Annotated in this window: 15 protein-coding genes; 9 read left to right on the top strand and 6 right to left on the bottom strand. The window is 71.4% G+C overall.

The window, feature by feature from the left end:
* Window positions 1-57: 57 nt before the first annotated feature.
* The 4 genes from LZ198_RS26665 to LZ198_RS26650 all read left to right on the top strand — a co-directional run bounded on the left by LZ198_RS26665 (window position 58) and on the right by LZ198_RS26650 (window position 7,741).
* Entirely contained in the window at window positions 58-2,358 is a 2,301-nt protein-coding gene (locus LZ198_RS26665; RefSeq protein WP_253974880.1) for a membrane dipeptidase, read from the top strand.
* Between the two features lie 222 nt (window positions 2,359-2,580).
* On the top strand, window positions 2,581-4,833 hold the full coding sequence (locus tag LZ198_RS26660) for a putative metal-binding motif-containing protein (protein ID WP_253974879.1): 2,253 nt from the start codon (window positions 2,581-2,583) through the stop codon (window positions 4,831-4,833).
* Between the two features lie 161 nt (window positions 4,834-4,994).
* On the top strand, window positions 4,995-5,750 hold the full coding sequence (locus tag LZ198_RS26655; RefSeq protein ID WP_253974878.1) for a tetratricopeptide repeat protein: 756 nt from the start codon (window positions 4,995-4,997) through the stop codon (window positions 5,748-5,750).
* A complete protein-coding gene (locus tag LZ198_RS26650) occupies window positions 5,747-7,741 on the top strand; it encodes a putative metal-binding motif-containing protein (RefSeq protein WP_253974877.1) in 1,995 nt (664 codons plus the stop codon). The genes LZ198_RS26655 and LZ198_RS26650 overlap by 4 nt, the downstream gene beginning before the upstream one ends.
* Here the strand turns inward: LZ198_RS26650 and LZ198_RS26645 are convergent.
* The gene (locus LZ198_RS26645; protein WP_253974876.1) at window positions 7,726-9,027 is read right to left on the bottom strand and encodes a chloride channel protein; all 1,302 of its coding nucleotides are present in this window, start codon (window positions 9,025-9,027) and stop codon (window positions 7,726-7,728) included. The genes LZ198_RS26650 and LZ198_RS26645 overlap by 16 nt on opposite strands.
* 221 nt (window positions 9,028-9,248) lie before the next feature.
* Here LZ198_RS26645 and LZ198_RS26640 point away from each other — a divergent pair, with 221 nt between their 5' ends.
* Entirely contained in the window at window positions 9,249-10,337 is a 1,089-nt protein-coding gene (locus LZ198_RS26640; RefSeq protein WP_253974875.1) for an SGNH/GDSL hydrolase family protein, read from the top strand.
* A gap of 104 nt (window positions 10,338-10,441) precedes the next feature.
* On the opposite strand, the gene LZ198_RS26635 is transcribed toward LZ198_RS26640, so the two are convergent.
* Window positions 10,442-11,350, bottom strand: a complete 909-nt coding sequence (locus tag LZ198_RS26635; protein WP_253974874.1) for a hypothetical protein — start codon at window positions 11,348-11,350, stop codon at window positions 10,442-10,444.
* A gap of 140 nt (window positions 11,351-11,490) precedes the next feature.
* Here LZ198_RS26635 and LZ198_RS26630 point away from each other — a divergent pair, with 140 nt between their 5' ends.
* The 3 genes from LZ198_RS26630 (at window position 11,491) to LZ198_RS26620 (ending at window position 14,469) form a co-directional block, all read left to right on the top strand.
* Window positions 11,491-12,105, top strand: coding sequence for a hypothetical protein (locus LZ198_RS26630; RefSeq protein ID WP_253974873.1), 615 nt, complete (start codon window positions 11,491-11,493; stop codon window positions 12,103-12,105).
* A 5-nt stretch (window positions 12,106-12,110) separates the two neighbouring features.
* Window positions 12,111-13,730 carry an apolipoprotein N-acyltransferase gene (gene lnt / locus LZ198_RS26625; protein ID WP_323382926.1) on the top strand — a complete coding sequence of 540 codons (1,620 nt, stop codon included), beginning with the start codon at window positions 12,111-12,113 and terminating at the stop codon, window positions 13,728-13,730.
* 142 nt (window positions 13,731-13,872) lie between these two features.
* The gene (locus LZ198_RS26620) at window positions 13,873-14,469 is read left to right on the top strand and encodes a hypothetical protein (RefSeq protein WP_253974872.1); all 597 of its coding nucleotides are present in this window, start codon (window positions 13,873-13,875) and stop codon (window positions 14,467-14,469) included.
* Window positions 14,470-14,482: 13 nt separating this feature from the next.
* Here LZ198_RS26620 and LZ198_RS43470 read toward each other — a convergent pair whose 3' ends face one another.
* Window positions 14,483-16,009, bottom strand: a complete 1,527-nt coding sequence (locus tag LZ198_RS43470; protein WP_253974871.1) for a GMC family oxidoreductase — start codon at window positions 16,007-16,009, stop codon at window positions 14,483-14,485.
* 161 nt (window positions 16,010-16,170) lie between these two features.
* Between LZ198_RS43470 and LZ198_RS26610 the strand changes: the two genes are divergently transcribed.
* Window positions 16,171-17,079 carry an alpha/beta hydrolase gene (locus tag LZ198_RS26610; RefSeq protein ID WP_253974870.1) on the top strand — a complete coding sequence of 303 codons (909 nt, stop codon included), beginning with the start codon at window positions 16,171-16,173 and terminating at the stop codon, window positions 17,077-17,079.
* Between the two features lies 1 nt (window position 17,080).
* Here the strand turns inward: LZ198_RS26610 and LZ198_RS26605 are convergent, their stop codons facing one another.
* The 3 genes from LZ198_RS26605 to LZ198_RS26595 form a co-directional block, all read right to left on the bottom strand.
* Window positions 17,081-18,550 (bottom strand): reverse transcriptase family protein, encoded by a 1,470-nt coding sequence (locus LZ198_RS26605; protein ID WP_253974869.1) that lies wholly within the window; start codon window positions 18,548-18,550, stop codon window positions 17,081-17,083.
* 409 nt (window positions 18,551-18,959) lie between these two features.
* A complete protein-coding gene (locus LZ198_RS26600; RefSeq protein WP_253974868.1) occupies window positions 18,960-20,813 on the bottom strand; it encodes an SWIM zinc finger family protein in 1,854 nt (617 codons plus the stop codon).
* A partial coding sequence (locus tag LZ198_RS26595) for a HEAT repeat domain-containing protein (protein ID WP_323382911.1) occupies window positions 20,810-22,932 on the bottom strand: 2,123 nt, incomplete at its 5' end. The genes LZ198_RS26595 and LZ198_RS26600, both read right to left, overlap by 4 nt.

Here is a 22,932-nt window from a genome sequence, read left to right as displayed (position 1 = left end):
TGAATCAGGAGGCGGGACTGTCGCTAAGTGGGGCCTTCCACCTGAAGGGAGTCCCCCATGTCCCGTCACCCACTGCTGCGCTGTTGTTCCACCTTCGTCATGGCCATGGCCTTGTCCTGTACCCCGGTGCAGGAGGAGGAGCGGGCGCCGGCTCCGGAGGACCTGGGGGCGCAGGCCCAGCCCCTGGGCGTGCCGGGCTTCGCGGAGCTGCACCACCACATGTTCGCGGAGGAGGCGTTCGGCGGAGGTTGGTTCCACGGCACCGTGACGGACGCGCTGACCCGCTGTGACGGCGGGTGGCCGGAGAGCGACCACGCGCGGGTGCGCATGGACCTGAGCCACCTGCTCAACCTGTGCCCCAACTCCAGCAACATCGACCTGCGCGGCGTGCCGGTGCTGTCGCAGTTGTTCGGCGTGGCGGGGGCGGTGGGGTCGGAGTTCCTGGGGAAGATCGAAGGCACGCAGGGCGACACGGGCCTGCACGACGGGCGCCGCAACCCGAACACGGAGTGGCCGCGCTGGGACACCATTGCCCACCAGCAGTCGTGGGAGGGGTGGCTGAAGCAGGCGCACCAGGGCGGCATGTCGCTGGTGGTGGTGTCGGCGGTGAGCAACGGCTTCCTGTGCGAGGCGCTGCCGCCGCAGAACCGCACGCGGCCATGCGACGAGATGGTGGACGTGGAGGTGCAGTTGCAGAAGGCGCGTGAGTTCGCGGCGACGCGGGACTGGGTGGACCTGGCGCTGACGCCGGCGGACGCGCGGCGCATCATCTCCGAGGGCAAGCTGGCGATGGTGCTCTCCATCGAGACGAGCAAGCTGTTCGGCGCGAAGGACTGGCGCGCGGAGCTGGAGCGCTTCCACGCGCTGGGCGTGCGCACGTTGCAGCCGGTGCACCAGCTGGACAACCGCTTCGGCGGCGCGGCGCCGCACAACGCCATCTTCCAGGCGGCGCAGTTCCTGGAGAACTGCCACATCGACTCGGACTGCGGGCTGACGGTGGGCGGGCTGACGCTGGGCTTCGACGTGGACTCGAGCTGCCGCAACGTGCGGGGCCTGACGGCGGAGGGGCAGCAGCTGATGCAGGCGATGATGGACAAGGGGATGCTCATCGACCTGGCGCACCTGTCGGAGAAGGGCGTGCGGGACGCGTACGCGGTGGCGGAGCGCAACACGTACTACCCGCTGTACGTGAGCCACGGCCACTTCCGCGAGGTGATGAACGGCAAGCTGGCGGAGAACGAGAAGACGACGCCCGCGTGGGTGGTGCAGATGCTGCGTCGCACGGGCGGCATGTTCGGCCTGCGCACGGCGCACGACGAGACGCGCGCGTACACGAAGTCCGGCGTGGAGAACAACTGCCAGGGCTCCTCGCGCTCGTTCGCGCAGGCGTACGAGTTCGGCCGTCAGGGCTTGAAGGTGCCCATGGCGTTCGGCGCGGACTTCAACGGCTTCATCCAGCAGACGCGGCCGCGCTTCGGTGACCACGGGGCGTGCTCGGCGGGGTTCCAGGCGGAGGCGGACGCACAGGCGCGGCAGCAGGTGTTGAAGGGGCCGGGCCGGCTGGGGACGCCGTTCGACGAGTTCGGCCTGGCGCACGTGGGCCTGCTGCCGGACATGGTCCGGGACCTGAAGAACCTGGGGGTGAACACGTCGGGGCTGACGGGCTCGTCGGAGACGTTCATCCGGATGTGGGAGCGGACGACGGCGGCCCGCGCGGGCATGGCGGACGCGGCGCTGGACATCGACACGACGGGCGTGGCGCCGTGGGTGAAGCCGGAGGACCGCGAGGCGGCGTACCCCACGGTGTGTGGCAAGCACTACGCGCCGGACTCGAAGGACATGAACCAGGACTGCCGCTTCGACGACGAGTGTCTGACGGAGCAGTGCTCCTCGGTGGTGTGCAGCCTCATCAAGGGCCGCTGCGTGTGCAACGGCGACGAGGACTGCGGCGGGACGGGGTACTGCCAGAAGGACACCCCGGGCAACCCGGCGGACAACGACTGCGTGCAGAAGAAGGCGGACTGGGTGTCGTGCAGCCGGGATGGCCAGTGCCAGTCCGGCGAGTGCGGCGGCTGCCTGGACGCGGTGGGGTGGTGCTTCACGCCGAACTCGAAGGCGTACGGGCAGACGTGCAAGTCCGACCGGGAGTGCACGACGAACCGGTGCAGCGCGGACTGCTACCTGAACCCCACGGGCAGTTGCTTGTGTGACAGCGACTCGCACTGTGGTGCGAGCCAGTACTGTGGCTGGGGGCTGAACTCGGGCAAGTGCCAGAACAAGAAGGGGCGGGGGGCGGCCTGTGCCTCCGGCCGCGAGTGCCAGTCCGGCACGTGCCGCTGGTCCTTCACCTGTAAGTAGGCGGAAAGGCGCGGGTGCCGGGGGCGTCCCCGGCACCCCAGGCCTGGGGTGGGTGCTGCTCGGAACCTTGGAATGCTGGGTGGCCGAAAGCAGGCAGCCGAGTCTGGGGGGATGGGGCGGTGGTCTTCCGGGAGGGGTGGTCCGTCGCCGGTGGACAGAGGGTGGGGGAAGGTTCACCTGGGAACAGCGACAGGGGGGTGGGCTGCGGTAGAGTGCCGCCCCATGCGTCGCCTTGCCTTGTTCTTGCTCCCGCTGCTGGTGGTCGCCTGCTCCAAGTCGAAGGAACAGGCGGCGGCCAAGCTCGTCATCAAATACTCCCCGGGCTTCGATAAGGGCTGTTTCCACGTCACCGCCGAGGACGCCGCGGACGCGTCGCTGCGGGACGAGAAGCTCATCAGCCCGAAGCCGGAACGGAACGGCGAGGCCGGTGGCCCGTTCCTCCAGGTGGCCGTGCTGCGCAAGGAGGGGTGGAGCGGCCAGGTCCGGGTGCGGGTCGCCGCGCACGAGCAGGCCTGCGACAAGAGCGGCGCGCGGGTGGGCGAGGAGCAGGTCAACGTCTTCGACCTGAGCGGCGAGGGCATCCAGCCCCAGTACGCGATGCAGTTCACGACGCCGGACGCGGACGGTGACGGGTTCGTGGACAAGGCGAGCGGGGGCACGGATTGCGACGACTCGCGTGACACGGGCGCGCAGCGCTACCCGGGCAACACCGAGGTCTGTGACGACATCGACAACGACTGCGATGGCACCGCGGACGAGGGGCTGGCGATCGAGGCGCTCTACGTGGACCGGGATGGCGACGGCTACGGCACGGGTTCGGTCATCAACCGGTGCAAGCCCGCGACGGGCTACGCGACCGTGGGCGGGGACTGTGACGACACCCCGGTGTCGGGTCTGGCGCGCCACCCCGGGAAGACCGAGCTGTGCGACGACATCGACAACAACTGCAACAACGTGGTGGACGAGGGCTTCGACAAGGAGTGGTTCCTCGACGCCGACAACGACACGTTCCCCCGGAACGAGGCGCCCACGCTGAGCTGCACGGCGCCCTCCGGCAACACGTACGTGCATCGCAGGGCGGACGGGGTGTTCGACTGTGATGACAGCCCTGGAGTGGGGGCTCGTCGCTTCCCTGGGAACCCCGAGGTCTGCGACGACATCGACAACGACTGTGACGTCGACGTGGACGAGACCTTCACGACGAAGGGGCAGGCCTGCGCGGGGAGCTGCGGTGGAGTGTTCGTCTGCGGCGCGGACCAGAACTCCGTGGTGTGCAACAAGGCGGACCCGGCGCTGTACTACCCGGACGTCGATGGGGACGGGCAGGGCTCAGCGGATGTCTCGGCGGCGGAGGTCTGCGAGGGAGCCAATCCTCCCGCGGGCCACGTGCTCGGCAACCGTCAGGACTGCGATGACGCGGACCCGAAGGTGAAGGTCGGTGGGGTGGAGGTGTGCGACGCCATCGACAACAACTGCTCGGGCACGGCGGATGAAGACCTGGCGTGTGGAGGCTCGCTGAGGGCGGTGCCGGATGTTGCCCTGGGCGGAGACGGCCACGACTGGCGAACGGTGGCGGTGGGCGCGAACGGCTACCCGGTGTGGGTGGCGGGCATGGATGGCAAGCTGGTGGTTCGCAAGGCCGCGGGGCAGGGGTTCACGAACTTCAGCGAGGGCAGCACACCGGCCGTCAATCATTGTGGCAAGACGGATTGGTTGGCGTCGTGGGTGGATTCGGCGGGCAATGTGTATCTGGCGGGCCAGAACGGACGTCTCGCGAAGCATGACGGCACGAGCTGCAGTGCCCAGGCCAACGTTTCTGGAAATGAGGAGGTGCGGGGGATGATCGGGTTCGAGTCCGGCACGCCCCCGACGTTGACGGTGACGATCTACCTGGTGGACGTCGAGGGTCGCCTCCACTCCTGGGTTCCTGGCACCGCGCCGACCCAGCGCAATGACAACACTGGCAAGTATTACGGCATCCATGGCCTCGATGTGACTCGCATGGTGGTCGCCTCGGGGTCTGGGGGGACCGAGAACCCTCGGCTGTGGTCCTATTGGAACAGTGATTGGGCCAATCCCATCCCGCAGCAGATCCTGCCTTCTCCGGCGAACGGCTATGTCAGCGCGGTGTGGATGGGAAGCAACACGATGGCCACGGCGGTGGGAACCAATGGCCGCGCGTGGCGGTGGGACGGGACCTCCACCTGGAATCAAGCGCCTGCCGTGGGGACCGTGGACTTCACCAGCGTGGTGGTGCCGCCCAATCCGGATGCCCTCGACTCCTACGTCGTGGACAAGAGCACGACGGCGCAGCTCCACCGGCTCACGCAGTTCGGTTGGGCCAAGCAGCCGAAGCTGCCCGCGCCGACCACGGATGTCCCCGCCAAGGCCCTCTATGACATCGCCGCGACGGGCCCCGGAAACTTCTGGATCGTCGGTGACGACGGTCGGGTCTGGCACTACCCGGAGCCGTAATCGACCCGGGCGCCATGCCTCTCGGCTTCGAGGCATGGCGCAGCGGCACCCAGGTTGCCTTGGTCTATTTGTCTTGGATTGCGGCTTGGGCGTACAGTTCTGGGATGCCCAATGAGCGTTCCTGGAGGGGTGGGCTCACGGTCCTGGTGTGCCTGACGGTATTGCTGTCAGCGCGTGCGGAGGGGGCCGAGAGTGCGGTTCAACGACAGCTCGCGGAGGCGATCCGCCTCTACGAGGACCTGGACTACGAGCTGGCGCTGAAGCAGCTGCAGAAGGCCAGCGTCCTGCCGCATGACGCGAGCGAGGCCGTCTCCATCCTGCTCTTGCAGGGAATCGTCAAGGCGGAGCTCGGGAGATGGGAGGAGGCGCGAGAGGACTTCCACGCCGCCCTGAACCTTCAGCTCGACGCGGAGCTGCCCCTGCACGTGTCGCCCAAGGTGGCGCGCGAGTTCGAGGCGCAGCGAGGGACGGCAAGGGCCGCTGTCGTCGCGCAGAAGCCCAAGGACGTGCCGACGGCGAAGGCGGAGCCGCGCCCCGTGTTGGTGCCACCTCCCGCGACGCAGCCCGCTGAGCCGACGGAGCCGGAGTGGGCGCCGTCCGGGAGCGAGGGTGGTGGACTGGCGTTGGCTGGCCGCCGGGTGCCGGTGTTGAGCATGGTGCTGCTGGGGGCGGGGGTGGCGGCGGGAGGAGTGGGGACGGTGTTCGGCCTGTCCTCGCGAAGCCAGGTGGACGAGGCGCGGGCGGCGAGGACCGTCCCGGAGGTGGAGGACCACCACTCGAAGGCGCAGGGGAGCGCGACGGCGGCGAACGTGTTGTTCGGCACGGCGGTGGCCGCGGCAGTGGGGGCGGTGACGACGTGGCTGGTGATGGGGGCGCCGAGTGAGTCGGCCTCCGTGGTCGCGGAGGAGACGCCATGAAGCGGGCCGGGAGGTTGTGGCTGGTGGGCGCGTTGTTGTTGGCGGGGTGCTCGGTGCCGGGGCTGGAGGAGCTGCTGGCGGGGAGAGAGGTGAAGGTCTCCATCGAGTATACGCCGAGCTTCAAGAAGGGGTGTCTGCGGGTGGTGGCGGAGGACGAGCGGAACGCTTCGCTGAAGGTGGAGCAGACGATTTCGGACCTGGCGAAGCAGACGTCTCCCGTGAAGGTGAGCCTGCTGCGCGGGCCCGAGTGGGCGGGGGACGTGCGGCTCACGGTCAGTGCGCATGAGTCTTCCTGCGCGGGTCTGGCGGTGGATACCGAGTCGGTCGTCCTGGCTCCGCAGGCGCTGAAGGTCGAGCAGGTGGTGCGGTTGACGGCGCCGGACGCGGATGGTGATGGGTATGTCCCGTTGGCCAGTGGGGGCACGGATTGCGACGACACTCCCGTGACGGGTGCGTTGCGGTTCCCGGGCAATGCCGAGGTCTGTGACAGCATCGACAACGACTGCGACAACCTCGCGGACGAGGGACTGCCGGTCGAGGAACTCTTCGTCGATCAGGATGGGGACGGCTATGGCGTGGGCTCGCCCATCCTCGGCTGCAAGCCCGCGATGGGCTACGCGACGCGCGGCGGTGATTGTGACGACGCGGACGCGGCCCGCCATCCTGGTGCGACGGAGCTGTGCGACGAGAAGGACAACAACTGTGACGGCAATGCCGATGAGACCTTCCCGACGAAGGGACAGGCGTGCGCGAGGAGTTGTGGGGGGGTGGTCGTCTGTGGAGCGGACCACTCCTCGGTGGTGTGCAGCAAGGCGGACCCGGTCTTCTACTTCCCGGATGCCGATGGGGATGGGCAGGGCTCCGTGGATGGCAAGGCCGTAGAGGTCTGTGAAGGCGTCACACCGCCCTCGAAGTCCGTGAGCAATCAGCAGGACTGCGACGACGCGGACCCGAAGGTGAGGGTCGGCGCCGTGGAGGTGTGCGACGCCATCGACAACAACTGCTCGGGGACGGTGGATGAAGGCCTGTCATGTGGCGGCACCCTGAAAGTGGTCGCCGATGTCGCCTTGGGTGGCACCGGTCATGACTGGCGGACGGTGGCGGTGGGCGTGAGCGGCTACCCGGTATGGGTGGCGGGGCTCGAGGGAAAGCTGGCGGTGCGCAAGGCGGCGGGGCAGGCCTTCACGGACTTCAGCTACTACGGAGGGTCGTCTCCCGCGGGAAACTGTGGGCCCTATGATTGGCATGCCTCCTGGGTGGACTCGGCAGGCAACGTCTATCTCTCAGGCGGGAATGGATACGTCGTGAAGCACAACGGCACTTCCTGCTCTGCTCCGAACAGCGTCACGGGGAATGCAGAGGTGCGGGGGATGGTGGGGTTCGAGAACGGTACGACGGTGACGATCTACCTGGTGGACGTCGAGGGCCGGCTCCATAGCTGGGTCCCTGGAAGCTCTCCCATCCAACGCAATGACAACAGCAGTCGGTACTACGGAATCCATGGCATCGACGCGAACCGGCTGATGGTTGCCTCGGGGTCTGGGGGGACCGAGAACCCTCGGCTGTGGTCCTATTGGAACAGTGATTGGGCCAATCCCGTCGCGCAGCAGATCCTGCCCGCGCCGGCGAACGGCTATGTCAGCGCGGTGTGGATGGGAAGCAACACGACGGCCACGGCGGTGGGCACGGGGGGCCGCGCATGGATGTGGGACGGGAACTCGACCTGGAATCAGGCGCCTGTCTCGCCAGCGGGAACGGTGGACTTCTCCAGCGTGGTGATGCTACCCAACGGTGATTCCTACCTCGTGGAAAAGAGCGCGAATGCGCAGCTCCAACGCCTGACTCCATACGGTTGGGCCAAGGAGCCGAAGCTCCCCGCGCCAACAGGCTCCGTGCCCGCAAAGCCCCTCTTCGACATCGCCATGGCCGGCTCGGGAGACTTCTGGCTCGTCGGTGACGACGGCCGCGTCTGGCACTACCCGGAGCCCTGACCTCCGTCTCCCCCGGGCCCGCGAGGCCCGGGGGCCTCCAGCTCCTTCAGCGGCACCGCCCCCCCGAACAGCGGCCCGCCATGCTTCCCACGGGCGATGCGCTGCAACGGGTAGATGCCACGGTGCCCGGTGAGCAGGTACGCCACGGTGGAGACGATCATCACGTGCGGCAGCACGCTCGCGCCCACCAGCTCCACCGCCATGATGGACAGCGAGAGGGGCGTGTTCGCCGCCGCCGCGAACATGGCGGCCATGCCCACGGCCGCGCCCAGGTCCACGGGAATCCCCAACAGCCGCGCGAGCACGTTGCCCAGGCTCGCGCCGATGAAGAACAGCGGCGTCACCTCTCCGCCCAGGAACCCCGAGCCGAGCGTCACCGCCGTGAACACCAGCTTCCACGCGAACGCGGACACGGGCAACGCCGGGTCCTCGAACGCTCGCAGGATGCCCGGCACCCCCAGGCCCAGGTACGCGTCCGTCCCCGCCGCGAGCCACAGCGCCACCACCGCCGCCCCGCCCAGCGCCATGCGCACCGGCAGCCACGGCACGCGCTTCTCCAACAACCCCTTCAGCCGGTGCGTCGCCTCCACGAACACCACCGCCACCGCCGCCACCCCCACCGCGAACACCAACCATCGGCCCAGCACGTCCACGGAGAGCGGCAGCGCCCCGGGCACCGGATACACCGTGTGGTGGATGCCCAGCCCCCGCGTCACCAGGTCTCCCACCACCGACGCCACCAGCGCCGGCAGGAGCGCCTCGTAGCCCAGCCGCCCCACCACCACCACCTCCAGCCCGAACACCGCCCCCGCGATGGGCGTCCCGAACACCGACCCGAAGCCCCCCGCGATGCCCGCCGCCAGCAGCTCCCGCCGCAGGTCCGGCCCCGCGCGGAACCGGTGCGCAATCTGGTCCGCCAGGCTCCCGCCCATCTGCACCGCCGTCCCCTCGCGCCCCGCGCTCCCGCCGAACAGGTGCGTCAGCACCGTCCCCACCAACACCATGGGCGCCATCCGCAACGGCACCTGCGCGTCCCCGGTGTGCACCGTGTCGATGACCAGGTTGTTGCCCCCGCGAATCGGCCCGCCCCAGCGCCCGTACACCCACCCCAGCACCACCCCCGCCAACGGCAGCGCGTACACCAGCACCTCGTGCCGCTCCCGCACGTGCGTCGCCTGCTCCAACAGCCAGAGGAACCCCGCGGACGCCACGCCGCACACCCCGCCCACCAGCGCCCCCAACACCAGCCACTGCGCCAGCACACGCGCGCTCCCGGTCCACCTCACCGCGACTCCCTCCTTGCGACATGAAACAAAATGAAACACCGCGTCATCTGTTGCATCGCGTCAAAAAGCAGACACCACCATCGTCCGGCGGTGGGTGTTCCAACCAAAACACGATTTCCGACTGAGCGCGTTATTCCAGTTTGCGGGTGATTCACGAATCGACGCCGTGTACGGTTCGGTTTCCCCCTACATCCCCCCAGCGGGAAGAAAGAAGAGCGGGCATGTCCTTCCGTCGCAATGGGCTGTCCTTTGCCGCCGTGGTGGCGGCCGCCACGGTGAGCGGTAGTGCGATGGCGAGCACCATCAACCAGAACACCTCGTGGACCATCGACCGGTCCACGTCGACGACGAAGTATCGCGTCGTGGCTTACGGCGACTCCATCTATGCGGGCTACAACGGTGGCCTGACGAGCGTCGCGCGCCGCGCCGCGCCGGTGGTCCAGGGCGAGTACCTGGCGAAGACGTGGAACACGGACGTCGAGGTCATCCGCCGCACGAAGTCCGGCGCGAAGGCGGACGACATCTACAACAACAAGATCGTCTCCGAGCGCTCGTACATGCAGGACGCGAGCACCCGCGTCGTGCTGTTCGAGATGTGCGGCAACGACTACCTGCAGGCCCGCAGCGCGTTCTCGGGTCAGTCCGGGACGTGTGACTACAGCGGGCTGGAGGCCGCGCTGAGCGCGTGCGCGACGTACACCGAGCGCGCCATGCAGACCATCAACCAGTACGCGACGACCGCGAAGGTGAAGATCGTCTCGAACATCTACTACCCGGGCTTCAACGCCGACAACGTCCAGACCGGCTGCAAGGACGCGTCGACGGGCGCGACGGTCAACAAGCAGACCAAGTTCCTGCCGCTGCTGGCGCGCAGCAACTGGCGCACCTGCAGCCTGGCGGAGAAGTACGGCTTCAAGTGCGCCGACTCCTTCGCGGAGATGATGGCGGCGGACTACGACAGCAACGGCGACGGGCAGATCGACTCCGCGGCCATCCGCTACAAGGCCGGTGAGACCGAGTCCGCGTACGTCACGCGCATCACCACCACGCTGCGCTCCACGCTGCGCGACTCCAACACGCACTTCGTCAACGCCAGCACCAGCTACGACTACCTCCAGTCGGACGACACGCACCCGACCTACTACGGCACGACCATCGGCGTGAACATCTTCTCCGGCTCCGGCTCCGGCACGGGCGCGCCGCAGTTCACGGACGCGCAGGTCGTCGACGGCAAGAACCCCGAGTGGAACAAGTCGGGCCACGAGCGCATGGGTTGGGAAGGCGCTCGCAGCAACCCCGCCACGCCGTGATGCACTGAGCGCCCCCGCGTCAGGCGGGGCTTCGCTCTCCCGAGGCCCTCGACCCGTCACCCGGGTCGGGGGCTTCGTCGTTCCGGCGCCCGTCCAGCCCGCGCTCACGCAAGGAAGCGCCACGCGGTGAAGGCCAGGATGCCCGCGTAGTAGACGAGCCTCCCCAGCCACTCGGCGCCCCGCCGCACCCCCCGCGCGCGCGACGGCCACAGCCACGCGGCCAGCAGCGACGCGCCCTCCGTGAGGGGGCGCCAGAAGCACGCCACCAGGAGCAGGCACATCGCCACCGGCGCGTAGTACCGCCCGAACGTGCGCAGGTACGCCCCCAGTCCGGCCGCCTGGTACTCGCCGAACGCGCCGCCGAAGGAGATGTACTGGTGTGCGCGGAAGAAGATGCTCGTGGGCAGCAGCGGGAAGAGCACGAACTTGAAGCCCAGGTGGTACCAGCGCTTGCGCCACAGCGCGTGTCGCGCGTGGCCGTAGCGCACCAGCGGATGGCGCGCCGCAGCGCCCAGCGCGGGCTGGCGCCGCTCCAGCGCCTCCAGCACCGGCAGCGCGTCCTCGGCCTCGAGCCCGAGGTCCAGCGCGCGGCCCGACTTCAAGCGCAGCGCGAGCCCCGGACGTGGCAGGGGCAGGCGCCAGGGCCGCACGGCCTCCACCGCGTCGAAGGGGACCTCCACCCGCGCGCCGTCGCGCAGGACGAGCGTCAGCCCGGCGTCATCGACCTCGAGCGTGGCGCGCGAGGCCCGCCGCAGTCCCGCCACCAGCGCCAGGGGGAGCACGCACCCCACGGCGAGGCCCGCCGCGAGCGGCGCGGGCGTCAGCCGCTGGGCGCCCTCGAGGATGTCCACCAGCAGCCAGCCCACGAAGAAGGCCAGGTCCGCCAGGGCGACGAGGCACGCGGCGAGCGCGATGCCGCGCCGCGCGGCGGGCCAGGCGTGGAGGGAGAAGGTGTCGCGGGGCACGGTGAGCGGCGAGTCGGAGGGGCGTGCGGCGGCGGACGGGGAGCTCATGCGCGCGGGAGGGTGGGGGTGCGCGGGCGGACGCGACCGGGAGTGGGCGCATTGCCTCGGCGGGAGGGCGCTCGTAGCATACGCAGCGCGGAGGTCTCCCGGCGAGCATGCGGCCGCAGCACCCATCCCCTGAACGCCGTGTGGACGGCGATGGCGTCACCCACGTCGCGCCCGCGCGCTCCGGAGGGGGCGCCGGACGCTGGCTCGTGGGCGGCGCGCTCGCGCTCACGCTGCTGGCCATCGGCGCGAGCGTCTGGCTCTCCTCGGAGGAGGTGGCGACGCCCGCGTGGGAGGAGACGCCCGTCGTCGTGACGCCGCCGCCCGCGGTCGAGCCCACGCCCGTGGTCGCGCGCGCGCCCGCGCCGCGGCCCGTCCCCGCCCAGGCCGAACCCCAGGTCGTCGTGGGCGACCTGGAAGGCGCGCCCGGGTCCACGCAGGAGGCCGACATGCCCTCGTCGGGGCCCACGGGAATGCAGTTGTACCGGCCCGGCACCAAGCCGCTCAAGCGCGGCATCGTGGTGCCGGAGGACTTCGAGCTGCCTCCCGGCTACGTGCGCCACTACCAGTCGACGGACGAGGGTGAGCGCGTGGAGGCCATCCTGATGTTCCATCCGGACCACCAGCCGGTGGACGCCAACGGCCAGCCCATCCCCATCCCGGAGAACCGCGTGGTGCCCGCCGAGCTGGCGCCGCCGGGGCTGCCCATCCGGATATTGGAGCTGCCCCAGTCCAACGGGTCCCAGGACGCGCCTTGAAGGGCGTGCAATGGGAAGCGGCGCCCTCGTGGCGATACCGGGGCGTCGCCTCCGTGGCGCTCACCGCGCTGGCGCTGTGGGGCTATTCGTCGCTGGAGTCGCGATGGTTGGCGCTGGGCTTCGTCGGGCTGACGCCCTGGCTCGCCGCGGTGGACAAGGCGCGCACGTTCAAGGGCGCGCTGTCGTTGGGCGTGGGGCTCGCGGTCGTCTTCTCCGCGCTGGTGTTCGGCTGGTTCCCGCGCGCGCTCCAGGCGTACTCCGGCGCGCCGCTGTGGGTGTGCTGGGGCGGGATGGTGCTGTTCGCGCCGCTGTTCCAGCCGCAGTGGGTGCTGACGGCGCTGGGGCGGTGGCTGGCGCGGCGGGGCCTGGGCGAGAAGGAGAGCGGGCTGCCCGGCGTGGTGGGCATGCTGGTGTACGTGGGCGTGGAGTGGCTCGTCCCCAAGCTCCTCGCGGACACGCTGGGGCTGGGGCTCGTGTCGTCGGAGCGGCTGCGCCAGGGCGCGGACCTCGCGGGCGCCCCGGGGCTCACGCTGGTCATGCTGGCCGTCAACGAGTGTGTGCTCGCGGCGGCGCGCACCTTCCGCGCGCGCGGGCTCGCGCCGTCGCTGCGTCCGTTGGCGGGCGCGGCCCTGTTGCTGGTGGGGCTGGCGGGGTACGGGACGCACCGGCTGCGGGAGGTGCGTGAGGCGACGGCCGAGGCGCCGTCGCTGGTGGTGGGCGCGGTGCAGGCCAACATCACGAACTACGAGAAGCTCAAGGCGGAGCGGGGCGCGTACGAGGTGGTGCGGAGGGTGCTCGACACGCACTACGCGCTGTCGGACGCGCTGCTGCGCGACGGGCCGGTGGACCTGCTGGTGTGGCCGGAGACGGTGTACCCGACGCCCTTCGGCGTGCCGAAGAGCGACGCGGGCGCGGAGCTGGACGCGGAGATTCACGGCTACGTCGCCGCGCGCGGCGTGCCCCTGGTGTTCGGCTCGTACGACGTGGAGGGCGGGCGCGAGTACAACGCGACGATGTTCCTGGAGCCCCCGGCGGAGCGGGGTGGGGCGCCGGTGCGCACGGCGTATCGCAAGTCGATGCTGTTCCCGCTGACGGAGTGGGTGCCGGACGCCATCGACACGCCGACGGTGCGCGAATGGCTGCCGTGGACGGGGCGCTGGTCGCGGGGGCCCGGCCCCCGGACGGTGCGCGTGCGGCTGCGCGACGGGCGGGCACTCACGGTGGCGCCGCTCGTCTGCTACGACACGCTCTTCCCCTCGTACGTCGCGGACGAGGTGCGGCAGGGCGCGCAGTTGCTGCTCACGCTGTCGAACGACTCCTGGTTCGTGGGCACGCCGGGGCCCCGGTTGCACCTGACGCACGCGGTGTTCCGCAGCATCGAGACGCGCCGGCCGCAGGTGCGGGTGACGAACTCCGGCGTCTCCGCGCTCATCGACGCGACGGGCGCGGTGCTGGGTGAGATTGGCGACGACCAGCGCGGCACGCTGGCGATGCGCGTGCCCGCGACGACGGCGATGACGCCGCTCGCCCTGTCCTGGGGCAACTGGCTGGGGCCGGTGGCGCTGGGGCTCGCGGTGCTGCTGCTCGGGGGCGCCGTGCTGGGCGGCCGGGGTGGCCGGGCCTGAGCGTCGCGCGGGACGTGCTACCCTGCCCGGTGGTCGCGCGGTGAGGGTGGGCCGGCGCCGCGCGACACCACGGGGAGCCAGGGGACCTCGGTGCCTCCTTTCCAACTCACCGCGCTCCTCACCCAGCGCGGACCTGCCCAGGGTGCTTCGTGTCTACCTGCTCGTGCCGTTGGCTGGGGTGTTGCTCGACGTGGTGGGGCTCCACTTCCCGTTGCCACCTGGTCCGCTGTGTGACGAGGGCATGGTCCTCTTCATGGAGGGGGGATGTGATTGGGGATGGAGCAACGTCTTCTTCTTCTCGAAGGGCGTGTTGCTGCTGGTGCTCAATGTCTGCTTCCTCGTCGCCGCGCGTGGGCGCGTGAAGCCATGGCCTGACTTCCTGCCCCACCTGCTGTTGCTGACGGCGGTCGTCGCCTGGAATCCCCACGTGGAGCGTTGCGACAGCTACTACGGACATCCGAACGGGAGCCTCGCGCAGATGGTCGTGGAGGGGCTGGCCTTCGCGTTGCTGGGCATGGCGTTGCTGGGGCGGGCGCGCGAGTGCTCCTGGCGCCGGCTGGCGGTGCTCGCGCTCGCCTGGAACGCCTTCCACGTCTTCATGTTCTACGCGTGGCTCGCCGTCACCGACCACTGGACGTGGCTGCACACGGGGCTCGTCGCGGCCTCGCTGCTCGCGCCCGCGGTGGCCCTGGCGGGCGTGGACCTCGCCAGGGCGCGTCGCGCTCCGGTGACGGCGTGAGGCCCGGCCCGGCTCAGTGCGCGCCGGCCTTGAACTCGCCCACCAGGTGGTCGCAGGCGCGGACGGCGAGGGCCATCATCGTGAGCGTGGGGTTCTGCGCGCCCTGCGAGGGGAAGCTCGCGCCGTCCATCACGTAGAGGTTGGCCACGTCCCAGGCGCGGTTGTTCGGATTGAGCACGGACGTCTTCGGGTCGGAGCCCATCCGCGCGGTGCCCACCTCGTGGATGGCCATGCCGGGCGTGGCCATGGCGTCGTTCACCTTCTCCACGGTGAAGCCCGCCTCGCGCATCATCTCCTGGCACGAGGCCACCGCGTCCGCGTTCATCTTCCGCTCGTTGTCGGAGTGGCGGCACTCGATGTGCGCGGCGGGGATGCCCCAGCGGTCCTTCACCTTCGGGTCGAGCGTCACGCGGTTCTCCGCGCGCGGCACCATCTCCCCGAACGGGACGAAGTGGCAACTGTCCCCGAAGGTGAACACCTGCACCCCGTAGCCGCGCGCGAAGCCGTCCTCCCGCGTGGTGACGTTGCGGAACTGGGGGATGTACGCCCAGCTCTGCTCCATGCGCTGCCGGTCGGCGGAGAGGTTCATCTTCGCCTCGATGCCCAGCAGGTACGTGTGGTCCATCAGGTTGCGGCCCAACTGCCCCGACGAGTTGGCCAGCCCGTCCGGGAACGCGGCGCTGCGCGAGTGCAGCAACAGCCGCGTCGTCTCGATGGTGCCCGCGGCGAGCACGACGACCCGGCCCCGGGCCTCGTGCACCTTGCCCGTCTCCGTGTCGACATACGTGACGCCCGTCACGCGCCCCTGCTTGTCGTCGTACTGCACCTGGTTCACCACCGCGTGCGTGCGCAGCGTGAGCCGGCCCGTCTTCAGCGCGGCGGGCAGGGTGACGGGCGCGGAGGCGGTGCGGCGCACGATGACGCGCCGGTCCGGCCAGCGCCGCTCCACGTGCTCCTTCAGCCACTGCTCCGCGGGCGTCATGGTGATGGGCGCGGTGAAGACGGAGTCCGGCAGCGTGTCCAGGCCGTCCCGGTTGCCGTGGATGCCCATCCACCGCTCCACCGTCTCGTAGTGCGGCGCCAGGTCCGCCAGCGTCAGCGGCCAGTCCGGCCCGTGCCCGTCCTGGCTGCCCGCTTTGAAGTTGAAGTCCGACAGTCGATAGAACTGGCGGCCGTGCGCCTTCACCGACGTGCGCCCGCCGACCTGCCGGGCGCGAATCCACGAGAACGGCGCGTCCGCGGGCGTGGTGTACGGGTTGTCGACGTCGTCGACGAACGCGTGCGGGTGGAAGGGCCACGCGAACGTGCTCGACTGCACGGACTGGCGCTGCTTGCGCTTCTCGTCCGTCTCCGCGCGGTAGCCCAGCAGCTTCTGCTTCACCCGGTGCCAGGTCCACAACAGCCGGTCCGCGGTGTTGCTCCGCCCCGCCTCGAGCACGAGGACGTTCAGCCCCGCCTCCGTGAGCTGCTTGGCCGCCCACCCCCCGCACGCCCCGGAGCCCACCACCACCGCATCGAAAGTCGTCTTGGATGTGCTCACGGCATCTCGGGAGAAGTCGCGCGGAACGAGAGGGGTCGTCACCACGCCTCGGAGTTGATGCCATCGAGTGTAGACTGCACCTCGCGATGTTGACCATGTGTCGTGGCTGACTCGCATTGAAGGGCAGGCGACCGGGCTCTCACCCGGCAGGGTGGATTCTCATGAAGTGGCAAAAGGTGTTGGGGGGCGTGCTGGCATTGGGGGTGTTGGCGGCGTTGCTAGTCTTTGCGCGAGCGCTGAGACACTCGGAGGGCTACTTCCACTACCCCCGCGTCGCGCCGCAGAAGCCCGAGGACTTCGCGCAGGCGCAAGACGTGCGTGTCTTCACGTCGGACGCGCTGGAGCTGCGGGGCTGGTACGTGCCGTCGCGCAACCGCGCCGCCGTGGTGCTGGCGCATGGCCTGTCGCAGACGCGCGCGGACCTGCTCGCGGAGGCACGCATCCTCCGGGACGCGGGCTACGGCGTGCTCCTCTTCGACCTGCGCGCGCACGGCGAGAGCCAGGGCGAGACGTCGACGTGGGGAGACAAGGAGCGGCTGGACGTGCGGGCCGCGCTGGACTTCGTGCGGGCGAGGCCGGACGTGGACCCGGAGCGCGTGGCGCTCGTCGGCTTCTCCATCGGCTCGGCCGCGGTGGCGGAGGTGGCGGCGAAGGACGCGCGCGTGCGGGCCGTGGTGCTGCTGTCCCCGTTCAACACCCTGTGGCTCGCGGCGGCGTATGACTTCCGCCGCTTCGGCGTCGTCTCGCAGTCCGGCGCGCTGGTGCCCTTCTGGCGCCGGGGCATCGCCCTCGACGAGGTGCGCACCATCGACGCGGTGGAGCACATCCGCCCCCGGCCGCTCCTCATCGTCATGGGCTCGGAGGAGTCCGGCCAGCCGCTCGCGGACGCGCTGTTCGCGAAGGTGCGCGAGTACGCGCAGACGTGGCGCATCCAGGGCGCGGGGCACGGGAACTTCAGCGCCACCGAACCCCAGGAGTATCCGCGCCGGCTGCGGGGCTTCCTCGACGCGGCGCTGCTCCCGCCGCCCGCCCCGGAGGAAGCCGGGGCCTCGGAGGCCGCGGCGCCGTGAGCTAGCCGGCCTTGGGCGCGGGCTCGGCGGAGGCCTGCTTCTCGCGGGCCTCCAACTGGGAGAGCTGCTGGAGGAAGGCGCGCCCGCGGGCCGCGTCCGTCATGTGGACGAAGGCGGCCATGCCCTTGAGCTGCTCGAGCGACTCACCCTCGCGGCCGGGCTTGCCCTTCAGGCGGTTGTGGATGGCGGCGCGCAGGCGGCGCACCACGTCGCGCGGCACGCGGGCGGCGGGGCGGCCCTGGGCCTCGTTCACCACCAGCCCCGTCACGCGCTGACGCGTGCCCTTGCGCGCCACCCGCGTCTTGTCCGGGTGCAGGCGGAAGCCCTCGGACTCCACGACCTCCTTCACCCGCGCGAGCAGCACCGCCACCGGCGCGCCCTGCGCGCGGCGGGCCTTGGGCTGCTTCGCCTTCATCCAGGAGAAGGTCAGGTCGTCCGCGTAGCGCGTGTACGTGAAGCCCAGGCGCTTGGAGAGGGCGGACAGGCGCTTGTCCAGCTTGAGGCACAGCGCGTTGGTGATGCCCGGCGAGGTGGGCGCGCCCTGCGGCAGCGCGCGCGGCCCCTTGGCGACGTAGAGCGTCTTGCCGCGGAACTGCACCGTCTCGCGCGGGGCCTCCGTGGCCATCAGCGCCAGCAGCGTGGAGGTGTTCTCCGGCAGGCCGCCCTTGCGCAGCAGGCCCTTCACCCGGCGCCACGTCACGGAGGGGAAGAAGTCCTTGAGGTCCACCTTCACCACCACGTCCGCGCCCTGGTGGGCCAGCGCGTTGGTGAGGATGGAGCGCCCGGCGACGAAGCCGTGGGCGGCGCCGTGCACGGGCAGCCGCTCCACGACGTTGGAGAGCACCCAGCGCTGGGCTTCCTTCAGCTCCGGCTTGGGGGACGTAATCGTGCGCGTGCCGCCGTCGCGCTTGGGGATGCCCCAGCTGACGTAGTGGCTGCCGGTGTCCACCTCGCGGTGGAAGGCGAACCAGCGCAGCTTCGAGACGCTCAGCCCCAGCGCCTTGGCGAGCGCCTCCGCGGAGCCCAGCTCCGGCAGGCCGTTGGCCTTCGCGCGCTCCTCGCGGTGCGCGATGTCGAACTTGTCGGGGGACTCGGACTCCGACCAGTGGACGCCCGGGCCCAGGTGGCCCACGTGCGTGGCCTTCCAGGCCTCGTGCGCCTGGCGCTCCAGCGCGCGGCGCTCGGTGGCCTCGGCCTTCTTCTTCTCCTTCCAGGCCGTCTTCTCCTTCTCCGACGCGCGGGAGGAGTCGAGGTCGCCCACGGCGAGGCCCCGGGAGGCGAGCTGGCCCTGCACCCAGGCGTCGGCGCCGCCGGCCTCGAGGATGGCCTTCCAGCGCGTGAGCAGCGCCTCGTGCGCGGCGCGGCGGACCTCGCGTTGGTGGAGGGTGCTGGCGTTGGCGGGCTGCGGCGCGGGCGGAGTGGTGACTTCCGGCGCAGCTGCGGGGACGAACGACTCCAGCCTGGCGGTCATGTCAGCACCTCGAGGAGGGGGCGCGTCGGCGTCGGACGAAGCAGGTTTTGGCGAGCAGTCGAGGGAGGCCAGGAAAGCACCACCATCTCACCTGTGGCACGGTAGCCTCACCGGCTCTCCCCTCCCGCGCACTACGGTGGCGGCGGGCAAACGGCGGTTGCGTCGTTGGCTCCGCTGCCCGCCGCCACCGTAGTGCGCGGGAGGGAGAGAGCCAAGAACAGGCTACCTTGCGGAGAGTGTCCTGCATTCCAACCGGAGCGGCGCAACGCCGCTCCCGCGCTCGAGGCGCTCAGGCTGATGCACTCCAGACCTCTCTCGACTGCTCGCGCGTGAAGCGCGCTTCATCGTGTCTTCCGTCGCACCTGCCCTTTCGGCCACTTCGAGAAGCGGCCGAGCCGTGGTTGGGGGTTTACACCAAGGAAGCCGCCGCGTCGATGTACCCTTCGGCGGAAAGCTTCTCCAGGCGCGTGAAATAGGCGGAGCGGGCCTCCGCGTCCGAATCGAACCAGAGCCGCTGATGACGCGCGGCGCCGGTGCGCGGGCCCCACTCGACGGAGACGACCTGTCCGTCGAGGCAGACGCGATAGACCTGCTCGAGGCCGGTGTCCGCGTCGCGGCGCACGTAGGAGCGCGTCTCGGCGCGGATGAGCTTGCGGCCCTCGGGCGTCTGGCGCAGGGCCTCCTCCTCGGCGCGGCGGCGCGACCACGCCAGGCGCAGGGCGAGCTGGTGCTCGCACGGGCCCTCGCGCATGCCGGAGCGGCGGAAGTGGGGGCAGCCGCAGGTGGCGTCCTTCACGCGGCCTTCCAGGTCCGACGTGAAGCTGGGGAAGAAGCTGCGCACGGCCTCGCGGTCAACGACCTCGCCGTGGATGCGGGTGCCCTCGCCCACGACCTCGTGGACCTTGGTGAGCTTCACCTCGCCGGCGCCGGGGCCGCCGTCGCCGAGCAGGCGGTGGGCGCGCGCCTCGCGCTCGCTGCCGAAGCGGATGACGGACTCGTCCACCGGCGTGGGCATCAGGTCGCGCGGGCGGTACTGGCCCCGGGCCACGTCGAAGAGGACGCGCCCGCGCAGGCACTCCAGCTGGAGCGCCGCGCGCACGGACTCCTTCGTCGCGCCGCCGGCGCCGGCCACGAGTGTCTCGAAGGGCAGGGGGCCGTCCGCGCGCAGGCGGTCGCGCAGCTTCTGGGCGAGCCCGTCCGGCACCGCGCGCGGCATGAGCACGTCGAAGGCCGCGGCGGAGGACCAGCCGCTCTCCGTCCAGCCGGTGAGGCCCATCGTCAGGGTGGCCATCCCCATGTCGATGACCCAGAACACCGGCAGGCCGGGGCCCATGAGCTGCAGGCGCACGGACTTCGCGTGGGGGAGCAGCCGCGCGAGCGCCATCAGCCGCTGGCGGCCGAAGGTGCGCACCACCGCGGGCGTGGTGCCGGTGTACGTGCCGCCGTGGCACTCCAGCACCAGCTCCCAGGGCTCCAGCACCAGCCGGGGCGCGGCGCCGGGAATCAGCTCGAAGCGCAGCGCGCGCGGGGCCTTCTTCGACTTGCGGGTGCGCAGGGCGAAGAGGACGTTGTAGAGGTCGATGGGCGCGAGCACGCAGGTGCTGGCCGGCAGCGTCGCGGCGGACTGCACCTGGAGGAAGCCGCGCAGCCACGCGTGCGGCACCTCCACGTTGCGCGCCTCGCGGGCGGGCTGGGACGGCTTCGCGGGCAGGGCGACGTGCGCCTCCAGCGACACCGGCAGGTACGCGCGCAGCCGGTCCACCCGGGCGGGCAGGTCCGCCGGCACGTCCAGGAAGGTGGAGCCGTGCGCGGCCTCGCGGCCCTCGAAGAGGGCGTTGTCGAGCGACAGGCGCGCGTAGGCGCTCTCGTCGCGGGAGAACACCTCCAGCGACACGCTGTCCGGGTCCACGGTGAGCACCGGGTCCAGCACGGCGTCCTTCTTCTCCTCGCCGTCCAGGGCGTTGTCGAGGAAGGCCTTCTGCGCCTCCCAGATCTGCGCCGTGGCCCGCTTGCCCTGCTTCATGAGGTAGGCGAGGTACGCGGTGCGGTCCTTGCCCCGGTAGCGCAGGTCCGAGGACAGCACGCCGAACGTGGCGGCGAGCACGTCGCGGAACAGCGCCGGGGCCTTCACGCGGCCGCGGACGCCCACGGTGCCGCGCGAGCCCTCCAGGGCCAGCAGCACGCGCGAGGCGTCCGGCGTGGACTCCACGTCGCTCGCGGTGGCGTAGCGCAGCTCGACGGGGTGACGGGTGGCGGTCGTCACGACGGGTTCCCTTCCTTCCGGTTCCGGCTGGCGCGCTCGAGGGCGCGCTTCGCGCGTTTGTGGGCGCGCCAGGCGGCCTTGCGCAGCTCCACGGGGTGAGACTTGTCGAAGGCGGACGCCTGCAGCAGCTTCGCCGCCTCGTCCGTGCCCAGCCGGCCCATGGCGGCCCACAGCTCCTGCCGCGCCTCCGGCTTCACGCCGTCCGCGGCGTCCTTCAGCGGGGCGAGCCGCGCCGTGGCCAGCAGGTGCGGCACGGCCAGGCGGCGGCCCTCGGAGGTGGTGAGCGCGGCGACGGGCACCTTCGCCGCCGTGGGCCCGAGGGCCACCGGGTCGAAGGGCTTCACCTCCAGCGCCCACGCGGCGGACGGCGCGGGGGCGAGCCGCGACAGCGTGTCCGCCGCCGCCGCGCGCACCCACGCGTCCAAATCACCCAGCGCGCCGCGCAGGGCCTCCACCACGGCGGCGCGCTCCTTGTCGTTCGAGAGCACCAGGGCGGGGGGCTGGCCCACGAACCTCGCCGTGGCGCCCGCGGTCCCCAGCCGGCCCAGGGCGCGCGCGGCCTCCTGGCGCACCGGCGCGGGGGCGACGTCCCGGCCCCCCACGAGGATGGCGCGCGCGGAGTCCGAAATCGCCGGGGCGCCCAGGCGGGACGCGGCCCACAGGAGCCGCTCCCACGCGGTGGCCAGCGGCGCGCGCTTGGGGCCGGGCGCGGCGAGCCACTCGGCGGCGGTGCGGCGCTCGGCCGTCACCAGCGCGCGGGACAGCGCGGCCACGTCCACCTGGGTCGGCTCGCGGGCCTCGCCGGTCCACGTGCCCACCAGCAGCGCCGCCTCCTCGCGGGCCTCCGGCTTGTCGTGGCCCAGCAGCGCGACGACCTCCGGCAGCGGCAGGGCGCCGCGACGCGCCAGGCCCCGGCGCAGCCGCAGCCGCAGCTGCACGTTGGCGAGCGTGGCCAGCCGGGGCACCAGCAGCGCCGGCTCGCCCTCCCTGGAGAGGTAGGTGGCGGCCGGCCCGGAGATGTCCGCGTAGATGCTGGCCACGGCCAGGAACTCCACCCGCGTGCGCTCCTTGGGGAACAGCGCGTCCAGGGCCTTGCGGGCCTCCTGGCGCAGGTCGTCGTCATCGGCGTCGAGCGTGGCGGCCAGCGCCGTCTCGGCCAGCGGGTCCCGCAGCTTGCCCAGCTCCTGGGCGACGGTGATGCGCACGTCGGAGTCGGTCGCGTCGTCGGTGAGCAGCGCCTCCAGCTTCACGCGGGCGCGCTCTCCGCCCATGGCGCGCAGGCCCTTCACGCCCGCCTGCTGCAGCTCCGTGGTGGCGCCCTCCACCGCGGCGGCCTCCACCTTCTCCTCGACGCGGCGCCGCTCGTCACCCTCGGGGAGCTTGGGCGCCAGCCGGCCCAGGCCCTCGATGGCGGCCCACACCATGCTCGGCTCGGTGGGGGCCTCCGGCGTGCCGCCCGCGGCCACCGTCTCCAGCTCCGACAGGGCGCGCGCGTCACCCAGCGTGCCCAGGGCGCGCAGGGCGCGCTCGCGCTGGCCGTCCTCGCCCGCGCGGGCGTACAGCAGGAGGGGGCGCAGCGCGCTGACGCCGCCCTTGAAGGCCACGCCCTCGGCGGCCGGCAGCATCACCTCGCGGGCGCCGCCGCGCAGCACCTCCTCCAGCGGCGCCACCGGCGCGCCGTGCTCCACCACGCGCCGCGAGTACAGCTCCACCGCCTCCGCGCGCACGGACACGTCGCGGTCGGAGAACAGGCCCGCCAGCAGCTCGGACTGGCCGGACTCGGCGCCGTGCTCCAGCTCGCGCAGGGCCGCCAGCCGCACCGCCGCGTCCTGCGCCTTGACCGCCACGCGCAGCACGCGCACGGCGAGCGCCGCGTCGCGCTTCTTCACGTCCTGGCCGGCGACGACCATGGCGGCGGCGACGCAGGCGACGCGCACCTGGCTGGTGTCGTCCTCCACGCTGCGGCGCGCCAGCACGTCGAGCGCCTCCGCGCGGCGGGTGTTGCCCAGCGCGGCCACCAGCCGCAGCCGCTCCTGGACCTCCGCGGCGGCCGGCAGCCGCGCGGCCAGGGCGGCCACCGCGGCGGGCGTGGCCAGCCGGGTGAGCGCCTCCTGCGCGC

Origin of the sequence: Myxococcus dinghuensis (assembly GCF_024198235.1) — a bacterium.
In the GTDB taxonomy this organism is placed as follows: domain Bacteria; phylum Myxococcota; class Myxococcia; order Myxococcales; family Myxococcaceae; genus Myxococcus; species Myxococcus dinghuensis.
The sequence above is the reverse complement of the archived record's forward strand: the minus strand, read 5'-3'. Positions and strand labels throughout refer to the sequence as shown.

Coding starts and splice junctions, on each gene's coding strand:
- LZ198_RS26605 (WP_253974869.1), bottom strand. CDS start 18,550: ATGACCGCCAGGCTGGAGTCGTTCGTCCCCGCAGCTGCGCCGGAAGTC.
- LZ198_RS26610 (WP_253974870.1), top strand. CDS start 16,171: ATGAAGTGGCAAAAGGTGTTGGGGGGCGTGCTGGCATTGGGGGTGTTG.
- LZ198_RS26640 (WP_253974875.1), top strand. CDS start 9,249: ATGTCCTTCCGTCGCAATGGGCTGTCCTTTGCCGCCGTGGTGGCGGCC.
- LZ198_RS26650 (WP_253974877.1), top strand. CDS start 5,747: ATGAAGCGGGCCGGGAGGTTGTGGCTGGTGGGCGCGTTGTTGTTGGCG.
- LZ198_RS26660 (WP_253974879.1), top strand. CDS start 2,581: ATGCGTCGCCTTGCCTTGTTCTTGCTCCCGCTGCTGGTGGTCGCCTGC.
- LZ198_RS26665 (WP_253974880.1), top strand. CDS start 58: ATGTCCCGTCACCCACTGCTGCGCTGTTGTTCCACCTTCGTCATGGCC.
- LZ198_RS26635 (WP_253974874.1), bottom strand. CDS start 11,350: ATGAGCTCCCCGTCCGCCGCCGCACGCCCCTCCGACTCGCCGCTCACC.